17 protein-coding genes are annotated in these 22,640 nt (G+C 67.7%); 12 read left to right on the top strand and 5 right to left on the bottom strand.

Translation table 11 applies throughout. The features are described 5' to 3' along the window. Positions 1 to 98 precede the first annotated feature (98 nt). The 6 genes from M3T53_RS01710 to M3T53_RS01685 all read left to right on the top strand — a co-directional run bounded on the left by M3T53_RS01710 (position 99) and on the right by M3T53_RS01685 (position 9,488). Positions 99 to 1,304 carry a tyrosine-type recombinase/integrase gene (locus M3T53_RS01710; protein ID WP_272432706.1) on the top strand — a complete coding sequence of 402 codons (1,206 nt, stop codon included), beginning with the start codon at positions 99 to 101 and terminating at the stop codon, positions 1,302 to 1,304. 108 nt (positions 1,305 to 1,412) lie between these two features. Next, complete coding sequence (locus tag M3T53_RS01705; protein WP_272432705.1) at positions 1,413 to 2,360, top strand: hypothetical protein; 948 nt, start codon at positions 1,413 to 1,415, stop codon at positions 2,358 to 2,360. A 29-nt stretch (positions 2,361 to 2,389) separates the two neighbouring features. Beyond that, positions 2,390 to 3,391, top strand: a complete 1,002-nt coding sequence (locus M3T53_RS01700) for a virulence RhuM family protein (RefSeq protein WP_272432704.1) — start codon at positions 2,390 to 2,392, stop codon at positions 3,389 to 3,391. Then, positions 3,388 to 5,874, top strand: a complete 2,487-nt coding sequence (gene pglZ, locus M3T53_RS01695; RefSeq protein ID WP_272432703.1) for a BREX-1 system phosphatase PglZ type A — start codon at positions 3,388 to 3,390, stop codon at positions 5,872 to 5,874. The genes M3T53_RS01700 and pglZ overlap by 4 nt, the downstream gene beginning before the upstream one ends. Before the next feature lie 7 nt (positions 5,875 to 5,881). Next, positions 5,882 to 8,068 carry a BREX system Lon protease-like protein BrxL gene (gene brxL / locus M3T53_RS01690; RefSeq protein ID WP_272432702.1) on the top strand — a complete coding sequence of 729 codons (2,187 nt, stop codon included), beginning with the start codon at positions 5,882 to 5,884 and terminating at the stop codon, positions 8,066 to 8,068. 334 nt (positions 8,069 to 8,402) lie between these two features. Continuing rightward, positions 8,403 to 9,488: a kinase gene (locus M3T53_RS01685; protein WP_272432701.1), complete on the top strand. Its 1,086-nt coding sequence runs from the start codon at positions 8,403 to 8,405 to the stop codon at positions 9,486 to 9,488. Between the two features lie 164 nt (positions 9,489 to 9,652). Here M3T53_RS01685 and M3T53_RS01680 read toward each other — a convergent pair whose 3' ends face one another. Further along, positions 9,653 to 10,441: an alpha/beta hydrolase gene (locus M3T53_RS01680; RefSeq protein WP_272432700.1), complete on the bottom strand. Its 789-nt coding sequence runs from the start codon at positions 10,439 to 10,441 to the stop codon at positions 9,653 to 9,655. Positions 10,442 to 10,889: 448 nt separating this feature from the next. Between M3T53_RS01680 and M3T53_RS01675 the strand changes: the two genes are divergently transcribed. From M3T53_RS01675 to M3T53_RS01655, 5 genes are all read left to right on the top strand, one after another. Beyond that, positions 10,890 to 11,234 (top strand): YtxH domain-containing protein, encoded by a 345-nt coding sequence (locus M3T53_RS01675; protein WP_272432699.1) that lies wholly within the window; start codon positions 10,890 to 10,892, stop codon positions 11,232 to 11,234. After that, positions 11,231 to 12,412 carry a VIT1/CCC1 transporter family protein gene (locus tag M3T53_RS01670; protein WP_334540113.1) on the top strand — a complete coding sequence of 394 codons (1,182 nt, stop codon included), beginning with the start codon at positions 11,231 to 11,233 and terminating at the stop codon, positions 12,410 to 12,412. Before M3T53_RS01675 ends, M3T53_RS01670 begins: the two co-directional genes overlap by 4 nt. A 283-nt stretch (positions 12,413 to 12,695) precedes the next feature. Further along, on the top strand, positions 12,696 to 13,412 hold the full coding sequence (locus tag M3T53_RS01665) for a trimeric intracellular cation channel family protein (protein WP_272432698.1): 717 nt from the start codon (positions 12,696 to 12,698) through the stop codon (positions 13,410 to 13,412). A gap of 506 nt (positions 13,413 to 13,918) precedes the next feature. Beyond that, entirely contained in the window at positions 13,919 to 15,319 is a 1,401-nt protein-coding gene (locus M3T53_RS01660) for an amino acid permease (protein ID WP_272432872.1), read from the top strand. Positions 15,320 to 15,933: 614 nt separating this feature from the next. Beyond that, complete coding sequence (locus tag M3T53_RS01655) at positions 15,934 to 16,677, top strand: HNH endonuclease family protein (RefSeq protein ID WP_272432697.1); 744 nt, start codon at positions 15,934 to 15,936, stop codon at positions 16,675 to 16,677. 27 nt (positions 16,678 to 16,704) lie between these two features. Here M3T53_RS01655 and M3T53_RS01650 read toward each other — a convergent pair whose 3' ends face one another. The 4 genes from M3T53_RS01650 to M3T53_RS01635 all read right to left on the bottom strand — a co-directional run bounded on the left by M3T53_RS01650 (position 16,705) and on the right by M3T53_RS01635 (position 20,522). Beyond that, positions 16,705 to 17,349 carry a response regulator transcription factor gene (locus tag M3T53_RS01650; protein ID WP_272432696.1) on the bottom strand — a complete coding sequence of 215 codons (645 nt, stop codon included), beginning with the start codon at positions 17,347 to 17,349 and terminating at the stop codon, positions 16,705 to 16,707. A 174-nt stretch (positions 17,350 to 17,523) separates the two neighbouring features. Next, positions 17,524 to 18,711, bottom strand: a complete 1,188-nt coding sequence (locus tag M3T53_RS01645; protein WP_272432695.1) for a sensor histidine kinase — start codon at positions 18,709 to 18,711, stop codon at positions 17,524 to 17,526. Between the two features lie 17 nt (positions 18,712 to 18,728). Further along, positions 18,729 to 19,562, bottom strand: a complete 834-nt coding sequence (locus M3T53_RS01640; RefSeq protein WP_272432694.1) for an ABC transporter permease — start codon at positions 19,560 to 19,562, stop codon at positions 18,729 to 18,731. Between the two features lie 3 nt (positions 19,563 to 19,565). Next, complete coding sequence (locus M3T53_RS01635) at positions 19,566 to 20,522, bottom strand: ABC transporter ATP-binding protein (protein WP_272432693.1); 957 nt, start codon at positions 20,520 to 20,522, stop codon at positions 19,566 to 19,568. 355 nt (positions 20,523 to 20,877) lie between these two features. Between M3T53_RS01635 and M3T53_RS01630 the strand changes: the two genes are divergently transcribed. Continuing rightward, positions 20,878 to 22,494 carry a peptide ABC transporter substrate-binding protein gene (locus M3T53_RS01630; RefSeq protein WP_272432692.1) on the top strand — a complete coding sequence of 539 codons (1,617 nt, stop codon included), beginning with the start codon at positions 20,878 to 20,880 and terminating at the stop codon, positions 22,492 to 22,494. The last annotated feature ends 146 nt before the right edge of the window (positions 22,495 to 22,640 follow it).

Genomic DNA, 22,640 nt, shown 5'->3' with positions numbered 1-22,640 from the left:
TCGCGGAAGGCCAAAAAGGTTAGCTACATGCGTCGGCTTCATGAAATGGCTACCCCGATGGCTACCCTTGCACTCCCGAAAAGCGGTAATCATGATGCATGTCGGCATCGAAGCAGCGCAGCAAGGGAACCGGTTCGATTTACTGCAACTCGCGAGGGCAATGGGTTGCCGCGATAGAAGACGGGTGGACCAGTCGGGGAACTCGACGTCGGCTCACCTTGAAGGCGCGGACGGAGGCCGAGGCTCGACGACGCCTGGAAGAGGCTCAACGGCGAATCTCCACCGAAGGCCCGATTCCCAGTTTCTCGACGATCACAGTCAAATGCTGGGCTGATGCATGGCTCGACCATCGGCAGCGGATTGTTCGTCCGGGGACTTACGTCGCCGATCGTTCCGCGGTGACTCGCTGGATTATCCCGACGATCGGTCACATCCGGCTCGATTCCTTGACTCCTGTGGACATCCGCAGGGTGGCAAGGAACCAAGAAGCGGAAGGGCTCGCCCTGACGACCATGCAGAGGACTCACGCCGTCCTTCGCAAACTTCTTGTCGACGCCGTAGCCGACGGTTACCTGGTGAATTCCCGAGCGCGAGAGACGCCTGGACCCGGAGTCGGTGTCTCGCCTCGTCAAGCGCTCAGCGTCGAACAGGCGAAGGCGATCCTCGAGGTCGCCGAATCGCGATCGGACTCCTCCCGTTGGATCGCCGCACTCATCGAAGGTCTTCGCCCAGCTGAAGCCCTGGGTCTCACCTGGGACATGATCGATCTCGAAGACGAGACCATGACCCTCGCTTGGCAGCTCAAAGCCCTCCCCTACAAGGAACGCAGAAACCCCGCGAGTGGTTTTCGTGTTCCTCGAGGTTTTGAGTCCCGCCCCATCGAAGGCGCATTCCACCTCGTTCGACCGAAGACTCGCGCGGGTACGCGAGTCATACCGCTCGCGCCCCGCCTCGCCGCCGAGCTCCGGACCTGGAAAGGACAATGCGACTCCCCGCACGGACTGGTGTGGCCGAGAGAAGACGGCTCCCCGCGCTCTGCCGAGTTCGATAGGGGCCAGTGGTATGCCCTCGTCGACGAGGCCGGCATCCTCGTCACGCTCCCGGACGGGACCACTCGTCGTCCCCTGCTCTACGAAGCGCGCCACACGGCGGCCACGATGCTCCTCTCCGGCGGCGTCGACGAGACCACCATCAAAGCGATCCTCGGGCACTCCTCCGTGCTCAGTACCCAGTCCTACCTGCACACGGACCGGACGAGGACCCGCGCGGCACTCGCAACAAGTGCGGAGCTACTCGGACTCTGAGAGGTAACCTTGATCACGATCAATGGCTACCCGGATGGCTACCCTCGTGGGGCTCACCTGCCGACGCATGGGGAGCCGAGACCCGACGAACCTTCGTGAGGTAACCAGGTGAAGACCCTTGAACAGATCGTGGCGCAGCACCGCGAGGAATGGAAGCAACGGTCTCTCGAACAGCAGCGCCTCGAGATCGAGAACAATGAAGCGGTCGCAAAACTCTACGGGCTCGAAGACGAGATCGACTCCTACGTCCCCCTCGAGCGCGTCTCACTGACGAACAACTCCGCCTTCAGCTGGCCCGACAAGACTCCGGAGGAGAGAGACGCCGCCTTCGACCAGTCCTCGATCGTCGACCTCATCTCCTACTCCGTCGGATGCATGTTCGGGCGCTACAGCCTCGACTCGCCGGGACTGATCCTCGCCGACCAGGGCGCGACGCTCGCCGACTACCTTGCGAAGGTTCCGAACCCGACCTTCATGCCGGATGAGGACAACGTCATCCCGATGCTCGACGGCGACTGGTTCGCCGACGACATCGTCGAACGGTTCCGGCTCTTCCTCCGAACCGTCTTCGGCGAGGAGAACTTTGAAGCGAATCTTCGCTATGTCATCGAGACCCTCGGCGTGAAGACCTTGCGCGACTACTTCGTGAAGACAACGAAACGCAAGATGTCCTCGGCCTTCTACGACGATCACGTCCAGCGCTACAAGAAGCGCCCCATCTACTGGCTCTTCTCCAGCCCCAAGGGCTCCTTCAACGCCCTCATCTACATGCACCGCTATGTGCCCTCGACGGTCTCCGTCGTGCTGCGCTACCTGCGCGAATACATCACGAAGCTCGAAACGCACAGGGAGCAGGCCGAACGCTCCGGCGATGCGAAGGAAGCAGACCGCATACGCGCGATCCTCGTCGAACTCAGCGACTACGAACGTGAAATCCTCTATCCGAAGGCCACCGAGAACATCGAGATCGACCTCGACGACGGCGTGCGCCTCAACTACCCCAAGTTCGGCGCTGCCCTCATCACCATCAAGGGCCTGAAAGGCTCCGGTGACTGAAAGGGCGGCATGAGACGAGGAGGGCGACGATGAAAGACGGCGAACTGATCCTCTACAACGCTGCCGATGGCTCGCAGATGCAACTGCGAGCCTCGGAGGGTACAGTATGGCTCACGCAGGCCGAAATGGCGGACTTGTACGGGACCTCGGTGCCCAATATCGCGCAGATCCTCAGGCGCATCCTCGATGACGGGGAAGTCGACGAAGCAACTATTCACTCAGAGTTAATAGTTCGTCGAGAAGGGGAGCGCGAGGTTCGACGGCGCCTCAAGGTCTACAACCTCGACATGATTCTCGCGGTCGGCTACCGCGTGACGACTCCTCGCGCCGTCCAGTTCCGTCAGTGGGCGACGAGCGTCCTGCGCGAGTACCTCATCAAAGGCTTCGCGATGGATGACGCGCGCCTCAAGGGCGCGGAAGGCTGGGACTACTTCGACGAGTGGTTGGAGCGCATCCGCGACATCCGAGCCTCGGAGAAGCGCTTCTATCAGAAGATCCGCGACCTCTACGCGACCGCCATCGACTACGACCCGAAGTCGGGCGCGGCCAAAGCATTCTTCGCAAAGGTCCAAAACAAGATGCTCTGGGCAGTCACCGGACATACCGCTGCCGAAATCGTCTCTCTCCGCAGCGATCCTGCAGCGGCGAACATGGGCCTCACATCGTGGAGCGGTTTAGTCGTTCGGAAGCACGACGTCGTGGTCGCCAAGAACTACCTCGATGCAGCGGAGATCACGGAGCTTGACCGAATCGTCACCATGTACCTCGACTTCGCGGAGGATCAAGCTAAAAGGCGTCGAGCGATGACGATGAGGGATTGGGAGGAGCGCTTGGACGCTTTCTTGAACTTCAACGAACGAGAGTTGCTCACGCACGCCGGACGGGTCCAGGCAAAGGTTGCGAAGCAGATTGCCGAAGAGCGCTACGTGGAATTCGATGCCGCCCGGAAGCGACAGGAGGCCCTCGCCGCGGATGCGGAAGACTCACGGACGTTGAAGGAACTAGAGAAGAAGCTGGAGGAATGCGAATGAGCGGAGAAGTCGCACAGCACCTGCGCGAGAGACTCGCTCAGAATCGGATCGTCTTCTGGCACGACTCCGAAGGCGAATACGAGAACGAGCTTGATGGTCTCGACCTCGACGGAGTCAATATCATCCGCGTCGACGGTGACGAATTCGGGATTAAGCACAGGCTACTGTCAGACTCGAAGGGTGCCTACCTCGTCTATCGCCCCGGCACGACCCCCGTCGACACGCAGAACTGGCTTCTCGATCTCGAACTTGCCTACGACGTTTTCACCGCCGACAAGACCGCGATGCTTCAACGAGAGCTGGGTATCAACAACCCTGCACTCCTTCCTGTTATCGACGCTCATCAGAAGTTCTTCGGCGCCGCGAGGCGTAGGAAAGCGCTCGAGGACCTTCTTGCCAGGGGCGATGATCCTGCGCGCATGAGGGCCAAGATGTGCCAAGTACTCATCAAATCCTCCGGGCATAAACTCACAGATATCGTCCGCGAACTCCTCATCGACTACGCGAATGGTTCGACGTTGAAGTTCGATGAACTCGCGGTCTTCGGTCTTGACGATTTCTTCTGGGCAGGACTCAAGAACATCTACGGTTATGAAAGTTCGACTCCCACGATCGACGACTTCATCCTCTGGGTATTCCGTCTGGCCGTGAACGACTTCGCAGCAGACGACTCGGAGCAGTACCGAAATATTCGCTCCGACTTCTACTCATTGCGATACGACACGCGAGCTCAAGACACAATGAGGAAGCTCGCCTCACGAGCGGCCGACCAGCTGGACATCGCCTCGAGTCTCGATGACATCGACTTCCGCGATCTCATCGAGGGCATGATCTTCAAGGAGATCGATCAGAGAATCATCGTCGGCCTCGCAGACGCGATCGCCGACCGAACCATGACGCGCAACGAAGTTGCCGAGCTCATCGTTCGCCGCAAAGAAAGCCTCTGGTACGATCAGTACAAGGGCTTCTACCTCGCACTGCTCGACGCTGTGAATGTGCTCGCCATGATCTCCGCGATGCCCGAGTCGATCGCTTCCATCGCCGAGGGCCTCGAAAAATACCAGTCCGAATGGTTCATGATCGATCAGCTCTACCGGCGTTTTACGACGGCATATCGCATGCTTGAAAATCCCCATCCTCTCGAGGGGCTCAAGGCCGAGGTCGACAAGCAGTACGCGAACCGTTTCCTCTTCGGCCTTGGACAGGCTTGGCAGCAGGTTCTCGACACGATGAGCGAATGGAAGACAACAGCTCTTCCCAAGCAATCACTCTTCTACAAGGAGAAGGTCGCTCCTCTCATTTCGGGTGGTCGGAACAAAGCCGTCGTCATCATTTCAGATGCGCTGCGCTACGAAATCGCAGACGAGTTCGCGTCGCGTATCCGCTCAGAGGACCGTTTCAGTGCGATTCTCTCCGCGCGATTCGGAGCGTTACCGAGCTACACTCAGCTTGGAATGGCAGCCCTTCTTCCTCATGAAACTCTTGAACTGACCCCTGAGGGACTTCCCGTACTCGTCGATGGAAAACCAAGTAACGGAACCGCCAATCGCGACAAGATCCTCAAGACCGTCGACGGATGCGCGCTCCAGGCAACCGACATCCTCAACATGAACGGGTCGGAAATGCGCGAACTATATAAGAGCCACACGGTCTTTTTTGTCTACCACAACCGCATCGATGCGGCTGGTGATAAGCCTGCCTCCGAATCGACCGTATTTGAAGCGGCGGACGATGCGATCCGTGAGCTCGTCCGTCTCGTGAAGAAATGGACCAACGCCAACGCGACGAACATTTTCGTCACAGCCGATCATGGATTTCTCTACCAGGATGTCCCCCTCGAAGACGCCTACTACCTTTCCGACAAAGCGCAGGGCGAGCACGTCACGATGAAGAATCGTCGCTTCGTCCTCGGGGAGGCACTCGCTCCCTCGTCCTCGTTCATGACCTTCACCTCCGAGCAGGCGGGGCTCTCCGGAGATGTCGAGATCCAGATCCCGAAGTCGATCCATCGCCTCCGCATGCCCGGCCCGGGTTCTCGATACGTCCACGGCGGTGCCTCCCTGCAGGAAATCGTTGTTCCGGTCGTCGCCATCAACAAGAAGCGCACAAGTGATACCCGCCCCGTCGCTGTCGACCTCATGCCCGAGACTGACAAGATCACCACGGGCCAGCTCGCCGTGAAGCTCGCGCAACGAGAGGCCGTCACAGACAAGATTCACGCCCGACGGGTTCGTCTGGGACTCTACGTTGGAGAGGTACTCATCTCCGATACCCCAATCCTCACCTTCGAGAGCACATCTGAAGAGCCGCGCGACAGGTACCAGAGCACGGTCCTTCACCTCACGCAGGAGGCCGATGACTTCAATCTGCGTCCGGTCGAACTGCGCCTCGAAGAGCCGATCCCCAACACGACTCAATGGAAGACCTTCTCGAAAGCCAACTACATGCTGAGACGTTCCTTCACGACAGACTTCGACTTCTAGGAGAGACATGACCAACCTCGAAGACGCCCTCGGAACGATTGATCCGTTCGTCCAGACTGGAGCGATGGACGGCGAACCCGTGAAGTCCGAACTCGACCGGAAGATCAACGATCACTTCGCTGGATCCGTCGTCCGCAAGGACCTCGTGAAAGCCGTGCGTGGGAATGCAGTCGTCCCCTCCTACGTCCTCGAGTACCTCCTTGGGCAGTACGCCACCTCCGACGATGAAGCGACGATTCAGGCGGGAATCGACAGTGTTCGCAAGATCCTCGCGACCCACTACGTCAATCGCAATGAGCACATGCTCGCCAAATCCGAGATCCGCCGGAAGGGGCACCATCGCGTCATCGACAAGGTCACCGTTACCCTCAATGAGAAGAACGATGTCCACGAGGCCGAGTTCGAGAACCTTCAGATTAAGGGCGTCATCATCGACGACGCCACCGTGAAGAAGAATCCGAAGCTCCTCGTCGGCGGCATCTGGTGTATCTGCGACATTGAGTACTTCCACTCCGACGACCAGAAGGTCGTTCCATGGATTTTGGCTTCGCTCAAGCCGATCCAAGTCGCCGGCGTCGACATCGACCAGTACTACGAGGCCCGAGGAGCCTTCACAACGAAGGAGTGGACCGACCTGCTCATGCAGTCGATCGGTCTCAATCCCGAGCAGTTCACCGAACGCGGCAAGCTCATCGCCCTCACACGGCTCGTCCCCTTCGTCGAGCGCAATTTCAACCTCGTCGAACTCGGCCCGAAGGGCACTGGCAAGTCGCACACCTTCAGCGAATTCTCCCCGAACGGAATCCTTATCTCCGGAGGAGAAGTCACCGTCGCGAAGCTCTTCGTGAACAACGCCTCCGGCCGGATCGGCCTCGTCGGCTACTGGGACTGCGTGGCATTCGATGAATTCGCTGCCAACAGGCGAACCGACCAGAACCTCGTGAACGTCATGAAGAACTACCTCGCGAATAAGTCCTTCTCGCGAGGCACGAGCATCTACGGGGCAGAAGCCTCCATGGCCTTCATCGGCAACACGACGCACACTGTTCCGTACATGCTGAAGAACTCCGACCTCTTCGATGAACTCCCCGATGCTTACCGGGATCCAGCCTGGCTCGACCGAATCCACCACTACATCCCCGGCTGGGAAGTTGCCCCCATCAGGTCCGAGATGTTCTCAACGGGATACGGGTTCGTCGTCGACTACCTCGCTGAGATTCTGCGGGCGAAGCGCTCCGAGGACTTCTCCGACAAATACAAGGAGTACTTCACCCTTGACTCTTCGCTCTCTACACGAGACCAGGACGCTATTCGGAAGACCTTCTCCGGACTCATGAAGCTCATCCATCCGACTGGAGAAGCGACTGAAGAGGAGATGCGCGTTCTGATCGAGTACGCGATCGAGGGGCGCAAGCGGGTCAAGGACTCGATCCTCAGGATTGATGCCACGATGCGCGATGCTCCCGTCCGGTTCCGCTACTCGGATGCTGCGGGTGCATGGCACAACGTGACCTCGCTTGAGGAGAACCAGTACCCGCATCTTTACCTTCGCGATTGGTCGCTTGTCGCGGGCGAAGAGGCCGCGAGAGAAGAGATCATGGGGGCTTCTTCGGAAGGGGTGGTACCCGTGAGGACTCCACTTCCCGGGGTGGCGGCGGATCCGGTCGCGTCGACAAACTCGACGCCTGCTCGTCAGCCGTCTCTCTTCGAAGGCCCCAGAGACTTCTTCGCCGGTCAGAAGGGCGTCTCGTACGAGAATGTCCTCCTGCCGTACTTGCAGGGGGCCGAACGAATCAGGATCACGGACCCGTACATCCGCATGCCTCACCAGGGGCGCAATCTCGCGGATCTTTTGAGCCTGCTCGCGTCCACCAAGGAGGACGCCGATGAGATCGACGTCGAACTTGTGACCGCCGAAGAGAAAAAAGCGGAGTTCAAACAGACGCAGCTCATCATGCTGAAGAACATCAAGGAGGCTTCCGATGCCGTCGGCGTGCGTTTGCACGTTAGATTCGACGACACGATCCACGACCGTCGGATCGAGACAGATAAGGGGTGGAGGATCGATCTTGGCAAGGGCCTCGATATCTGGCAGAAGCCCAGTGAGAACCCGTTCGACTTCGCGCGAAGTCGCCAGGTCTTCCGTCTCGTGGGCTCGAACTTCACAGTTCACTACGTGAAGGTCGTTCAATAGTCCAGCTTTCCTCGCGTGAGCGGTGGCCGCGTGAGGCGAGAGGGGGAAGACGCCCCCGCCCCTGCCACGGTGATCGTCAACCCGGTGCGAGTCGGTTGAATGCGTGAAGGCCGATCCCGACGACGGGCTCGGGCGTGGCCGCTGGTGGGGTATCAGGGGTCGCCGCGGGTGAGAACGGGATGGTCGGCGCTCCGCCCGCGGGGCAGGACGCGACGAGCCCGAGACCCCGACCGCGGCGACGCCGAGGACGCGCTTCGCGCCGAGATCATCGCCGCCGCGATCGGGCCGGAGGGGAACCGCCCTCGTCAAGCCCCGCCCATCGGATAATGGCCGCATGCACGCCCTCATCGCCGGACTGACGACCCTCGACGTCCTCCACACCCTCGACCACCGCCCCGACCCTGAGACGAAGACGACATCCGTCGACCATGCCCTGTCCGCCGGCGGCCCCGCGACCAACGCCGCCGTCACCGTCGAAGCCCTCGAGCGCCTCGCCCGGACCCTCCGCCCGCGACCCGCCCCCGCCCCCCGGCCCGAGGACGCGGATCACGACGAGGCCCCCGCCTCGTCCGCCACCCTCCTCACCGCCATCGGCACCGGCCCCGCCGCCGACCTCATCACCGCCGACCTCGCCGCCGCGGGCGTCACCATCCTCGACGCCGCATCCGCCGACTCCTCCGCCGTCGGACCCGCGATCTCCTCGATCATCGAGCACCCCGACGGGCGCATGGTCGCCTCGACCAACTCCCGCACCCCCCTCGACCCCGACCTCGGGGCCCGCCTCCTCGACCGGGCCCTCCCCACCACCGGCGCCCCCGACGTCGTCCTCGTCGACGGGCACAACCCCGAGCTGGCCCGAGCGGCCCTCCTCGTCGGCGTCGCCCCCCGCGAGAACCCCGCCGGACTGGCCGAACCCGACCCCTTCGCCCTCGTCGACGCCAAACCGGACCACCTGCGCGTCCTCGACGGCGGCTCGTGGAAGGACTGGTTCACCCCGCTCCTGCCCCTCGTCGACGTCGCCATCGTCTCCGCCGACTTCTGCCCGCCCCTGCTCGCCGAGCCCATCGGCTCCGACATCGCCGACTTCCTCCGGGGCTTCGGCATCACCCGGACGATCCGCACCCGGGGCGCCCTGCCCATCCACTGGTGGTGGGACGGCGCCGACGGCGAGGTCCCGGTCGAGGCCGTCGATTCGGCATCGACCCTGGGCGCCGGGGACGTCCTCCACGGGGCCCTGACCTGGGCGCTCGGGAGGATGCACGAGGCCGGGGCGCCGACCCCGGCAGATCCGACGCCGGTCATCGCCTTCGCGTCGGCGGTCGCCACCGCGTCGACCAGGACCTTCGGGACGCGCCGGTGGAGGGACGATCCCGCGCTCGCGGACCTGGTCGGGGGGTTCCTCGACGGGCTCGCCCGCTGAAACGCTGGCGTCCCCGTCCGCCGCCCCGGCCGGAGGTGGGCGTTCATCCGCCGTCGACCAGCGCATGATCGTCGCCGGGGTCACCGCCCCTGGTGGGAAGGGGGTCGTCCGTTCGCGAGGCCCGCGCGCACGCGCGCAGGCCGGACGAGCGGCGGCGACGCCGGTCAGCGCATCGACTGGGTCTCCCGGGCGATCGGCACCCACTGGAGCGCCCACGCGACGGCGTGCGCGTCGAGCCGCTCCACGCCCTCGCCGAGCCCGAAAACCGCGTCGGCGACCACCTCGACCCGCGACCCGTTGGGCAGCAGGGCGAAAGCCTCCTGCGTCATCTCCAAGAGCCCGCTCTCGGCGTCCGCCCCGTCGTGGACGATGAGCGTCGGCGCCTCCAGCCCGTCGAGGAGGCGATCGGCCTCGTTCATCGACAGATCGATGAGGGTCTGCTTGGAGATCGTGAACTGGCGGCGCACCGACGGCGAATCATCCGGGATCGTCGTCGCCCCGTACCGCTCGAGATCGGACAGCTGGATGTCGGAGAAGATCTCCGTCCAGTCGTAGGACACCGGCCCGATCGCCGGCGACGACAAGACGAGGGCCTGCGCCTGCATCGGCCTGGCCGCGAGGGCGACCGTCGCGCCGAAGGAGTGCGCGTGGAGGACCTGGCGCGGCAGGCCCCGATCCGCCAACCACCCGGAGGCCGCCCGCAGGTCCTCGATCAGCGCGTCGAGCGTGATGATCTCGTCGCCGGAGGCCCCGTGCCCGGAGTAGTCGAAGGCGAGGGTCGCGTAGCCCGCCGCCCGGTAGGCGCGCGCGAGGCGGTCGAAATGCCCCGACGAGTGGCGGTCCGACAGGAACGGGTGGGAGAAGACCACCGCCGCATCGCCCGTGTCGACGGGGTCGATGAACGTCCCCGCCAGGCAGACGCCGCGGGGCGTGTCGATCAGGATCTCGCTCACCGTGCCAACCTAACCCGCCGCGACGGCCGAGCGCGAGACCCCGTCCGCCGGTCGCGCATGTGTGAAATCCCGCGTGCCGGCGGTCAGGCCGGACCGGGCTGGGCCGTGACGCCGCGGCGGTGAGGCTGGGCGGGCGGCGACAGCCGAGGGGGAAAGGTCCCGACGGCGCCGACGAGGCGCGGGCACAGCGATCGGATCGCCCAGCGGCCGAGGCCCCGCCGTGCGCGCCGACGAGGCGAGAGTCGCGCGCGAGCCCGCGAAAGGCCCCGGGTCGGACCGATCCGATTCACCCGGGACCGTCTGGCCTTGCGACACCACGGAACGCCCCCGGGTCGGACCGATCCGGCCGGACCCCGGGCGCCCGCCGGGCACTAGGACGGATCGGCGGCCCCGGGTAGGCTGAGGGCCCAACGACGGGCCGACGGCCCGCACGACGAGAGGGGCCGACATGGGCACGAAGTTCGGGATCGCACTGGGGCTCGCCGCGGGATACGTCCTCGGCACGCGCGCCGGCCGCGAGCAGTACGACAGGATCCGCTCGGCCGCCTCCCGCGTGCGCCGCGCCCCCCTCGTGTCCCAACCCCTCGACCGCGCCGGGGAGAAGGTCTCCGATATCGTCCGCATCCAGGGGGAGAAGGTCACCGACAAGGTCGCCGACGCCGTCAAGGAGCGCCTCTTCGGAGCCCCCCCGAACCCCGAGGTCCGGACCCGCGTCGTCTCCGTCGACGAGGACGCCCCCGTCGCCCGCCCCGTCGGCGACGAGCCCCCCGCATCGGCCTCGCCCCGTCGATGACCCCGCCGCAGGCCGTGGGGTCCCCGACGCCCTCGTCGCCGCGGGCCGACGACCCCGCGCCGACGGCCGCGCGCCCCGAGCCGAGCCGGGCCCAGATCCGCCGCTGGCGCCGCCACCTCGCCGAGGAGCGCATGGAGGCGAGGACCTACCGCTCCCTCGCCGAGCGCCGCACCGGCGAGGAGCGCGACGTGCTCCTGCGCCTCGCCGAGGCCGAGCGCCGCCACGAGGAGTACTGGCTCGCCCTGCTCGGCGACCGCGCCCTGCCCGCGCCCCGGCCCCGCCTGTCCGCCCGCCTCAGCGCGTGGCTCGCCCAAATGTTCGGCACGATCTTCATCCTCGCGATGGCCCAACGATCCGAGCAGCACACCGCCTACGACGCCGATGACGACGCCACCGCGCAGATGGCCGCCGACGAGCACATCCACGGCGAAGTCGTCAGGGGCCTGACCGCCCGCTCGCGCGAGACCCTCGCCGGCACCTTCCGGGCCGCCGTCTTCGGCGCCAACGACGGGCTCGTCTCCAACCTCGCGCTGATCCTCGGAGTCGCCGCCACCGGCATGGGCGCCCAGTACGTCCTCGCCTCCGGCCTCGCCGGGCTCCTCGCCGGCGCCCTGTCCATGGCCGCCGGGGAGTGGGTGTCGGTGACGAGCCAGCGGGAGCTCCTCGACGCCTCGATCCCCGACCCCGAGGCCCACCAGGCCGTCCCCTCCCTCGACGTCGACGCGAACGAGCTCGCCCTCGTCTTCCGGGCCCGCGGCGAGACCCCCGAAGAAGCCGACGCCCACGCCGCCCGGGTCTTCCAGCAGGTCGCGACGCCGGCGCGCACCGACTCCGGGGTCATCGCCGTGCGGGCCGCCCTGGGGGAGGGCGCGGCCTGCGCGCGCGGGGCCGACGAGCAGATCGGGACCCCGATGCGGGCGGCGGCGTCCTCCTTCTGCTTCTTCGCGCTCGGCGCGCTCCTGCCGCTCGCGCCCTACCTCGTCGGATTGACGGGCATGACGGCGGTCCTCGTCGCCGCGGGGCTCGTGGGCCTCGCGCTGCTGGGGACCGGCGGCGTCGTCGGGGTCCTGTCGGGGCAGGCGCCGATGCCGCGGGCGATCCGCCAGCTCCTCATCGGCTACGGCGCGGCCGCCGTCACCTCCCTCCTCGGGCACCTCTTCGGGGTGGTTGTCGGCTGATCCGGGGCCCCGCGCCTCGGGCCTCGCCTTCGCGTCTGCCCGTCTTCTCGCCGTGCGCGCGTCGGACGACCGTCGGGGGCGGGGCGCCGGCGCGGGCGGGGCCGAATCGCCCGGCCCCGCAGTCGCCGGAACCAGCGGGACCACCGAGGCCGCCGCGAGCCGTCGGGGCCGCATCGGACGTCGACGAGGGCGGGAGGATCCGGGTCGGGAGCCCCGGGACGAACGGGCAGGCAGCGGGTCCTCCCCACGAGGGCATTTCCCTTGGGCCCGTCGGCACGCGACAATGGTCGACGTGCTCGACGCCCTCAACGAGACCCTCCCGGATCTCTTCCGCGCCATCGACCTGCTCGGGGTCCTCCTCAACGGGGTCCTCGGCGGGCGTCTGGCGCGCACGAAGAACTTCGACGCGGTGGGCTTCGCCGTCCTGGCGATCATGTCGGCCCTTGCCGGCGGGATGCTGCGCGACGTGCTCCTCCAGTCCGGGCCCCCCGTCGCCCTGACCGACCCCTACTACCTGGGGACGGCGCTCGTCGGGGCCGGGATCGCGATGCTGTGGAAGCTCCAGTCGCGCCCGTGGCGCATCGCCCTGATTATCGCTGACGGCACGGTCCTCGGATGCTGGGCGGCGACCGGGGCGCTCAAGACCCTCGACGCGGGGTTCTCCTGGATCCCCGCGATCATGCTCGGCATCATCACGGCGGTCGGCGGCGGCATGATCCGCGACATCTCGGCGGGCAACGTCCCGCAGGTGTTCGGCGGGAACAACCTCTACGCGACCCCGGCCCTGGTGTCGGCGTCGATCATGGTGATCTTCTGCGAGCGGGGCCTGTCGACCGTCGGGATGCTCGTCGCTACGATCGTCGGCTCGGCGTTCACGGTGCTCGCCCACTGGAGGCGCTGGCAGCTCCCGCAGACGGGGGACTGGACGCTCACCTTGACGTCGACCCAGGTGCGCCGTCTCCTGTCCGAACGGTCGATCCGCTGGGAGGGGCCCCGCTGACCTCGGGCGCCACGATCCGCTGGAAGCAGCCCCGACCTCGGGCGCCGCGATCCGCGACGGGGCCGGGGGCGCGCGGCGAACGCAGCGAGGCCGCCGAGGAGCGGGTGGCGAACTCGCGGGACTCGGGGCGCGAGGGGGATGCGGTCTCGGAAGAGGCCGACCGGGTCCGCAGCGCGGGCTCCGAGGGCGCGGGAGAGTTGGGCGAAGACGGACGTTCGACGGGGGCGAGGTCCGTGGCAGCCGAGGGCGTGGGAGGGCCAGGGCAAGACGGCCTTGTCGGTGGGGGCGGGGGCCGAGGGCGCCGAACAGCGGGACCGCCACCGCGTCCGAATCGCGGATGGGCCCGATCTCACGCCCGGCCTGGCGGGACGGGCGAAGTGGCCCCCGCGACCGCCCGAGCACTAGCCTTTCGAGGTCTCACCACGCCCTGAACGAAAGGCCCCCACGTGACCACCCCGCTCGCCCCCGCCCCCGCGGCGCGCCGCTTCAAGAAGCGCCACCTGTCGATGATGGCCCTCGGGTCGGCCATCGGCGCGGGCTTCTTCCTCGGCACCGGGGTCGCCGTGTCCGAGGCGGGCCCCGCCGTCCTCATCTCGTACGCGCTCGCGGCCCTCATCGCCGTGTCGGTGATGTTCGCCCTCGCCGAGCTCGCCGCCGCCCTGCCCTCGACCGGCTCGTTCTCCACCTACGCGGAGGCCGGGATCGGCAGGTGGGCGGGCTTCACGTCCGGCTGGCTGTACTGGGCGATGCTCATCATGGTCCTCGGCATGGAGATCACCGGCGCCGCCGGGATCTTCATCGGTTGGTTCCCGTCGGTCCCGCAGTGGGTCGTCGCCCTCGTCATCGTCGTCGTCCTGGGCGGCATCAACCTCATGGCCGCGGGCGATTTCGGGGAGGTCGAGGCGTGGCTGGCCGGCATCAAGGTCGTCGCCATCATCGCGTTCCTCGCGATCGCGGTCGGCCTGGTGATCGGGGTGGTCCCGGGGCGCACCGACCCGGTCCTCGACACGCTCCTGGGCCACGGCGGGTTCCTCCCGAAGGGGATGGCGGGCGTGGCCGTCGGGCTCCTGGCGATCATCACGTCGTTCGGCGGCATCGAGATCGTGACGATCGCGGCGGCCGAGGCCGAGGACGCGAAAGCCGCGATGGGGTCGGCGATCCGCTCCGTGATCCTGCGGATCCTCGTGTTCTACGTGGGCTCCGTGATCCTCCTGATCTGCCTGCTGCCGTGGGACTCCGAGCAGATGGCGACGAATCCCTTCGCCGCCGTCCTCGAGATGGCGGGGGTCCCGGCGGTCGCGAGGATCATGGAGGCCGTCGTCTTCGTCGCCCTGATCTCCGCGTTTTCGGCGAACATCTACTCGTCGAGCCGCATGGCCTACTCCCTGTCCGCCCGGGGCATGGGGGTCCGCTGGCTCCTCGGGCGCGACGCGGGCTCCCTGGGGGCGTCGCGGGTCGGCGCCGGCGAGCGCGTCGGTGGCCTGGCCGGGGTCGTGTCGAGCGAGGGCGCGGGGGATCTCGCCCGGGGTCAGACACCGCGTCGCGCCGTGTCCGTGTCGATCGCCTTCGCGCTGGTCTCGGTGGCGCTCAACTGGTGGCTGCCCGAGGCGCTGCTCGGGATCTTCATCAATGCGATCGGCATGGTCCTGCTGATCATCTGGGTGTTCATCCTCATCGCGCAGATGCGTTTGCACGATCAGTTGGAGAGCGAGGGCCGACTGGGTCTGCGGATGCCGGGCTGGCCATGGCTGCCGTGGGTGGTGCTCGGGGGCCTGGTGGTCGTCGCCGGGCTCATGGCGTGGAATCCGGTGGCCCGCCAACAGCTCGTCGCGATGAGCGTCCTCACGCTCGTCATCGTCGGCCTCTTCCACGTCAAGGAGTGGTCGATGAATCGTCGGGGCGCGTGAGCGCCGACGCGGAGAGGCGGGCGCCGGGCCGATCGATCCCGGCGCCGGCGGGTTCGGCGCGCTGATCCTCGTCGGTCGGACTGTGCCGACCCCGCCTCGTCGACCGCGATCTGGCCGCCCCGACCCTGCAGCCCGGGGGTTGGCCCTCCCCTCCCCGGCTCCTCCGGTCCGTCGGGGCCGTGTCCTTTACGGCTCCGTCGGCTCGGGAGTCATCCATCACGGTCTCTTTCCTCCCCACCCCGCCCGCCCGGGTCGTGTTGATCGCGATCTTGTCCGTCCCGACCCCGCAGCCCCGACCTCGTCCCTCCCCGCCCCGTTTCGACCCTGTCCGTCGGGGCAGTCCCCGTTCCGGCCGCGTTCGCCCGGGAGTCGTCGACAGCGTCCCGTCCCCCGCCCGGCCGGCCCCGGCCCTGTCCCTCCCCATCCCGCCCGCCCGGGCCTCGTCCACAGGGCGCCGGCGCCGCGATCCCCCGACCGCCCCTGTGGAGGAAGGCCCCAGACGCGGGTGGGGAGCGGCATCATGGGCGCGTCGGTACGCAGAGGGACGAGGACCGCGCCTCGTCCCCCGTCGGGCAGCGGTGAACGGGCGCGGAGCAGAGGGGAGGATCTCTCTCATGGATCGGGTGCTCGGGCGCGCCGGGCGCCGGCGGATCGGCGACCTCGTCGTCGCGGCCGTCGTCGTGGTCCTGCTCGCATGGGCGCTGGTGCCCGGCCTGGGGCCCGATCTGCTCGGGATGGGCGGGCGCTGGGGGTGGATGGGGGCGGGCGGGACCGCCGTCGACGCCCTGCCGGACACGTCAACGGCCCGGGAGCTCAAAACCCTGCCGGTGCGCGGCTTCGAAGAGGAGGCCGCGGCCCCGGACTACGAGCGCGACCGCTTCGGCCAGGCGTGGGCGGACGAGGACCGCAACGGCTGCGACACCCGCAACGACATCCTCGCGCGCGACCTCGCCCGCCCGGCGTTCAAGCCGGGGACGAACGACTGCGTCGTCGTATCCGGCGCCTTGGCCGAGCCGTACGTGGGGGAGACGATCGAGTTCCAGCGGGGCCAGGACACCTCCGGCCTCGTCCAGATCGACCACGTCGTCGCCCTCGCCGACGCCTGGAGGTCCGGGGCCTGGCGGTGGGAGGGGGCGCAGCGCCAGGCCTTCGCGAACGACCCGGTGAACCTGCTGGCCGTCGACGGCCAGGCCAACACGGACAAAGGGGCGGCGTCGGCCGACCTGTGGCTGCCGCCGAACCGGGCATTCCGCTGCGAGTACGTCGCCCGCCAGATCCGGGTGAAGGCGCGGTGGGGGCTCTCGGTCACCGGCTCGGAGAAGGAGGCGATGGCGCGCGTCCTCCTGTCGTGCCCGTGACCGCGGCGCGAGTACTGCGCTCGGGAGTCACAGCCATCCGGACTCCATGGCGATGCGCACCGCCTCGGCGCGCGTGCGCGCCTGCGTCTTGAGCATCGCGGCGGAGACATGATTGCGCACCGTTCCCTGGCCCAACCCCAGATGGTCGGCGATGTCGGCGATCGTGCCGCCGTCGGCGACCGCGCGCAGGACGTCCGTCTCCCGATCCGTCAGAGGCGAGGCCCCGCGCGCCAGGGTCTCGACCGCGAGCACCGGGTCGATGACGCGCAGGCCCGAGGCGACGCGGCGAACCGCGTCCGCGAGCTGCTCGGAGGGGGCGTCCTTGACGACGAACCCGGAGGCGCCGGCGTCGAGCGAGCGCTGGACGTACCCGGGACGGCCGAAGGTCGTCAGCATGAGGACGCGCGTGGTGGGAAAACGTCGCCGGATCGCCGCGCACGCGGCGAGCCCGTCCACTCCGGGCATCTCGACATCGCTGAGGACGACTCCGATCTGGCGCCCGGCGGCGCGCTCGCCCTCGAGGACCGCCAGCGCCTCGGCGCCGTCCCCGGCCTGCCCGACGACCTCGATATCCGATTCAAGGCCGAGCAGGGCGGCGATCGCACCGCGCACGAGGGCCTGGTCGTCGACGACGAGGACGCGGATCGGCGTCCCGGAACTGGTCTGAGTCACGTCGATCAGCCTACGACTCGGCACCCGGGGCGAGAACGGGGCGCCCTGGGCGACCTCGTCGCGAACGCCGGAGGGGAACGGCGCTCGCGAGTCCCGGCCTCCGGACAACCCCCGGCACGGGACACCAGAGTGCGGGACCCGCCCCTGCGCTCCCGCGCCGTCAGGAGCGGCGCCCTACGGGGACAGGACGAGGGACAGCTCCCACATCCGCGCCTCTCCCGGCACCGGCCCCGCGGTGACGATCCCCGCATCGCCGACTCTGTCGCGCAGCCCCGTGATGCCCGAGCTCGAGCCCGAGCCCGAGCGTGCGACCGGCCGGGACCTCGCGAATCCCGAGCGGGGCCGGGGCGCGCCGTCGTTGACGACCCGCACCCCGTCGGATCGTATGGTCACCGTCACCCCGTCCGGGCTCGCGTGCCGCAAAGCGTTCGTCACGCCCTCGCGAATCACGTGGGCGACGAACACCGCGGGCGCCCCCGGGTCGGGCTCCCCCTCCCGGACGACGACGAAGCGCGCCCCAGAGGCCTCGACGAGTCCGCGCGCCGACTCGATCTCCGAATCTGGGTCGAGGGTCCGATTGCGGGCGACCACCGCGCGCACGTCCTCCAGCGCCTCGCGCGACAAGTCGGTGAGCTCGTCGATCCGCGCCCGGGCCTCGTCGATCCTGCCCGCGTCGACGAGGCGCCCCGCCAGATCCGCCGTCACCGTGATCCCCGTGAGCGTCTGCCCGAGGATGTCGTGCAGATCGGCGCTCAGGCGGGTCCGCTCGCGCTCGGACGACAGGAGGAGGTCCTGCTGGTGGGCGAGCCGGTTGCGGTCCTCGCGCAGGATCGACTCGCGCGCCATCAGGCACACGACGAGGCTCATGACGACGGTGAGGATCGCCATCGGCGGCTCTCCGGGCAAGAGGATCACCTGGAGGGCACTCAGGGCGATGGTCGCCGCCGCCAGGGGCCAGACGAGGCCGACCGGGCTGAGCAGGGCCACCGCGGCCGCGAGGTAGGACGCGAGGTAGGGCCCGCCCGTGCCCCCGGCGACGCGCGAGATGACCACGGCGAGCGCCGTCTGGACGAGGGCGAGGAGCACGATCGTCGTGATGAACCGCCCGGTGACGCGCCGCGAGGCCGGGGCCGTCGGGTTGACGATCCAGGACGCCACGTAGGTCAGGGCGAGGACGCCGACGCAGACGAGGACGGCCAGCGACTCGGGCCGGTCGAGACCGGCGTCGATGGAGGCGGCGACGGGGAACCCGAGGAAGACGAGGAACGGCGACGCCCAGGCCAGGGCGATGAGCCGTTCGCGCCGGGTCGTCCCCGACGGGCGGTTCGCGACGGGGGAGAGGGGGTCGGCGTCGGGCGGCATGGGGATGACTCTAGGGGTCACCGGGCGGTGTCGCGGCTCTGGGCGCGGATCGCCACGACGGCGAGGAGCGCGGTCCAGGCCAGCCAATTGGCCGCCCACTGCCATTCGATGTTCTCCCAGCCGAACAGGGGGGTTTGGGCGAGCTTCATCATCCCGTAGAACGGGGACCACGGGGCCAGGGCCGTGAAGAATCGCCCCATCTGCTCCAGGGGGATGAACATCCCCGACAGGAACGAGCCGACGACGCTGACGATCGAGGTCAGGGCGAACACGCCGTCGGAGCGCACGAGGAACCCGGCCGCCAGGCCGAGAGCCGTCGGCATAATGGTGGAGGCGACGATGATGAGCGCGGAGGCGGCCCATGCTCCGGCGTCCATGCGAGAGCCGGTGGAGGCGCCGACGGCGAAGAGGATGGCGATGACCACTCCCGACACCATGACGGAGGCGATGACGCGGGCGGCGATGATGGCCGCCGACGAGATCGGGGTCATGGCGAAGAGGCGGGAGACGCCGGAGACCCGTTCGAGGGAGACGTTGGCGCCCATGGACGAGGCCGTCATGATGACCCCGTAGATCGCCATGTTGATGAGGACGGCCGCGGCGACGTTCCCGTGCCCGATGTCGTGGTCGGCGTAGGAGGCGTTGGTGCCGAACATCAGGTACATGAAGATCGGCAGCCCGATGGAGAACCCGAGGGAGAACGGGTTGGTGATGAGGGTGAAGAACGACGACCAGGCGAGGGAGCCGAGGCCGTCCCAGCCCGATCCGGGGCGCCGCTCGGCGGCTGACCTGATCCGGGGGGCCGGTTCTGGGCCGGGGCCTGCGGCGGTCGTGGGGAGAGGGGATGTCATCGTTCACTCCTGAGTCTGGACGAGGGCGGCGAAGGCGTCCTCGAGGGTCGCGGTGGTCAGGTGGAGGTCGTGCGCGCCCGGGATCGCCAGGAGGGCGCGGGCGGCGTCGTCGAGGTCGCGGCCCTCGACGGACACGAGGGCGTCGGGGGATGAGCCGGGCGTCTCCTCGTCGTCCCAGCGGACGCGCCAGGACGGGGAGTCGGCGAGGCGGGTGAGGGCCGCTTCGGCGTCGGGCCGTGACGTTCGGGGGAGGTGGATGCTCAGGCGCCGGGTCCGCGTCTCGGCGCGGATCTCGTCGGTGGGGCCGTCGCGCAGGACGCGTCCGTCGCTCATGATGATGGTCCGCTCGGCGAAGTCCTGGGCCTCGGCGAGATAGTGGGTGGCGAAGACGATGGTTCGGCCCTCGTCGGCCTGGTCGCGCATGAGGGCCCAGAAGGCGCGGCGGGCGACGGCGTCCATGCCTGCGGTGGGTTCGTCGAGGATCAGGAGGTCGGGGTCGGGCAGGAGGGCGAGGGCGAGGCGTAGGCGCTGGCGCTCGCCCCCGGAGAGCCTGCCGACGCGGCGCCGGGCGAGGCCGGTGAGGGCGGTGAGGTCGAGGAGGGCGTCGAGGTCGAGGCTGCGCGTGTGGGTGGCGGCGAAGAGGCGGAGGGTGCGGTCGACCGTGTAGTCGGGGAGGAGGGCGCCGCTCTGGTGGACGACGCCGACGAGGCCTCGGCGGATGGCGTCGCGTGGGGCGAGGCCGAAGAGCCTGGCGCTCCCGTGAGTCGGGTGCTGCAGTCCGAGGGCGAGGTCGATGAGGGTGGTCTTGCCGGCGCCGTTGACGCCCAGGAGAGCGGCGACCTGCCCGCGCGGGATCGTCAGATCGACTCCTGCGACGGCGGTCACGGTCCCGAAGGACTTGTGGGCGCCCCGGACGTCGATGACGGGCGGCGCGGGGGAGTGGGGGTCTGGTGCTGTCATGGGGATGATCGTCGCCGGTGCTCCGGGCGCTCGGCAGTGCCGAAGGGGAGGGGGAATCCCATGACATATGTCAGGGGGAGGCCCCTGGTCGGATCTTTTCGCTCCCGCGGCTCGACGATTTCCCCGGAAAACGAAATTCAGGGCCTGTTTTTCGCGGGAAATGTTCGTTTTCGGGGGAAATGGTGAGAAGGGGGGTGTGGCCTATGCCATATCTTTACCTTCTTGTGACGTTCTGTGACCGAATCGCAATGCACACATGATGGACCCGTCAAACACCCGATGGATGGCCGTGTATAGGGTCACGACGTATCCGGTCGAACACCGCCGGACTTCCCCTTCAACAGGAGGACTCTCCATGAATCTCAAGAGGACCTGGCTGGCAGTCCCGGCAATCCTCGCCCTCGGCCTGACCGCCTGCTCCGGCGGCAACGGCGGTTCCGCCGCCTCCGGCTCCGATTCGGCCGCGACGGGCAGCGCAGTCATCACGACGAACGGCTCCGAGCCGCAGAACCCCCTGATCCCGGCCAACACGAACGAGGTCGGTGGCGGCAAGATCCTCGACCTGATCTTCGCCGGACTCGTCTACTACGACGCCAAGGGCGCCACCCACATGGAGATGGCCGAGTCCATCGAGCCCAACGACGACTACACCCAGTGGACGATCACCCTCAAGAAGGGCAAGAAGTTCTCCGACGGCACCGAGGTCAAGGCCAAGAACTTCGTCGAGGCCTGGAAGAAGGCCTCGGCCGAATCCATGCTCAGCGTCAACTTCTTCGCCATGTTCGAGGGAACCGACGACGAGGGCGCCGGCGAGATCACCGGCCTGGAGGCCTCCGACGACTACACCTTCACCGCATCCCTCAAGGAGTCGACCCCCGACTTCGCCGACCGCCTCGGCTACTCCGCGTACTTCCCGCTGCCCGACTCCACCCTCGACGACATGGACAATGGTGGCCAGCACCCGGTCGGCAACGGCCCCTACATGGTCGACGGCGAGGACGGCTGGGAGCACAACGCCCAGATCAAGCTCGTCCCCAACCCCGAGTACGCGGGCGACAGGACCCCGAAGAACGACGGCGTGACGATCATCTTCTACTCCTCGCAGGACGCCGCCTACCAGGACCTCCTCGCGAACAACCTCGACGTCCTCGACGCCATCCCGGACTCGGCCTTCTCCACCTATGAGACCGAGCTGTCGGGCCGCTCCGTCAACCAGGCCGCCGCGATCTTCCAGTCCTTCACCCTCCCCGCCCGCATCGAGCACTTCTCCGGGGAGGAGGGCAAGCTCCGCCGCCAGGCCATCTCCATGGCGATCAACCGCGAAGAGATCACCGAGACGATCTTCGGCGGCACCCGCACCCCCGCCAAGGACTTCACCTCCCCCGTCGTCGACGGCTACAACGACTCCGTCGCCGGCTCCGAGGTCCTGACCTACAACGCCGACAAGGCCAAGGAGCTGTGGGCCCAGGCCGACGCCATTTCGCCCTTCACCGGTACCTTCACCATCGGCTACAACTCCGACGGCGGACACCAGGCGTGGGTCGACGCCGCGACCAACTCCATCAAGAACACGCTGGGCATCGAGGCCGAGGGCGCGCCCTACCCGGACTTCAAGTCGCTGCGCGACGACGTTCACAACCGCACCATCGCCGGCGCCTTCCGCACCGGCTGGCAGGCCGACTACCCGGGCAAGTACAACTTCCTCGCCCCGACCTACGCCACCGGTGCCGGCTCCAACGACGGTGACTACTCGAACCCCGAGTTCGACGCGCTCCTGACCCAGGCCGCCGCCGTCACCGATCACGCCGAGTCCGCGAAGATCCTCGACGAGGCCCAGACGATCCTCTTCCAGGACCTCCCGGCCATCCCGCTGTGGTACGCCAACGTCAACGGGGGCTGGTCCGAGAACGTCGACAACGTCGTCTTCGGCTGGAACTCCGTCGCCCTGTACTTCGACATCACCAAGAAGTGACGACCCGGCGACCCGGTCTTGCGGCCGGGTCGCCCGCGAGACTCATCCGCCGGGGGCGGTGGGGGCAACCCCACCGCCCCCGGCGTATCCGGGCCCTGTGATCTGCCAGACGAATCGGGTTCGGCCGTGGACGCCGTCCCCGCGCG

Source organism: Actinomyces sp. B33 (genome assembly GCF_028437565.1).
Classification (GTDB): domain Bacteria; phylum Actinomycetota; class Actinomycetes; order Actinomycetales; family Actinomycetaceae; genus Pauljensenia.
The sequence above is the reverse complement of the archived record's forward strand: the minus strand, read 5'-3'. Positions and strand labels throughout refer to the sequence as shown.

Coding starts and splice junctions, on each gene's coding strand:
- M3T53_RS01710 (WP_272432706.1), top strand. CDS start 99: ATGTCGGCATCGAAGCAGCGCAGCAAGGGAACCGGTTCGATTTACTGC.
- M3T53_RS01700 (WP_272432704.1), top strand. CDS start 2,390: ATGAAAGACGGCGAACTGATCCTCTACAACGCTGCCGATGGCTCGCAG.
- pglZ (WP_272432703.1), top strand. CDS start 3,388: ATGAGCGGAGAAGTCGCACAGCACCTGCGCGAGAGACTCGCTCAGAAT.
- brxL (WP_272432702.1), top strand. CDS start 5,882: ATGACCAACCTCGAAGACGCCCTCGGAACGATTGATCCGTTCGTCCAG.
- M3T53_RS01685 (WP_272432701.1), top strand. CDS start 8,403: ATGCACGCCCTCATCGCCGGACTGACGACCCTCGACGTCCTCCACACC.
- M3T53_RS01675 (WP_272432699.1), top strand. CDS start 10,890: ATGGGCACGAAGTTCGGGATCGCACTGGGGCTCGCCGCGGGATACGTC.
- M3T53_RS01670 (WP_334540113.1), top strand. CDS start 11,231: ATGACCCCGCCGCAGGCCGTGGGGTCCCCGACGCCCTCGTCGCCGCGG.
- M3T53_RS01665 (WP_272432698.1), top strand. CDS start 12,696: ATGGTCGACGTGCTCGACGCCCTCAACGAGACCCTCCCGGATCTCTTC.
- M3T53_RS01660 (WP_272432872.1), top strand. CDS start 13,919: ATGATGGCCCTCGGGTCGGCCATCGGCGCGGGCTTCTTCCTCGGCACC.
- M3T53_RS01655 (WP_272432697.1), top strand. CDS start 15,934: ATGGATCGGGTGCTCGGGCGCGCCGGGCGCCGGCGGATCGGCGACCTC.
- M3T53_RS01645 (WP_272432695.1), bottom strand. CDS start 18,711: ATGCCGCCCGACGCCGACCCCCTCTCCCCCGTCGCGAACCGCCCGTCG.
- M3T53_RS01640 (WP_272432694.1), bottom strand. CDS start 19,562: ATGACATCCCCTCTCCCCACGACCGCCGCAGGCCCCGGCCCAGAACCG.
- M3T53_RS01635 (WP_272432693.1), bottom strand. CDS start 20,522: ATGACAGCACCAGACCCCCACTCCCCCGCGCCGCCCGTCATCGACGTC.
- M3T53_RS01630 (WP_272432692.1), top strand. CDS start 20,878: ATGAATCTCAAGAGGACCTGGCTGGCAGTCCCGGCAATCCTCGCCCTC.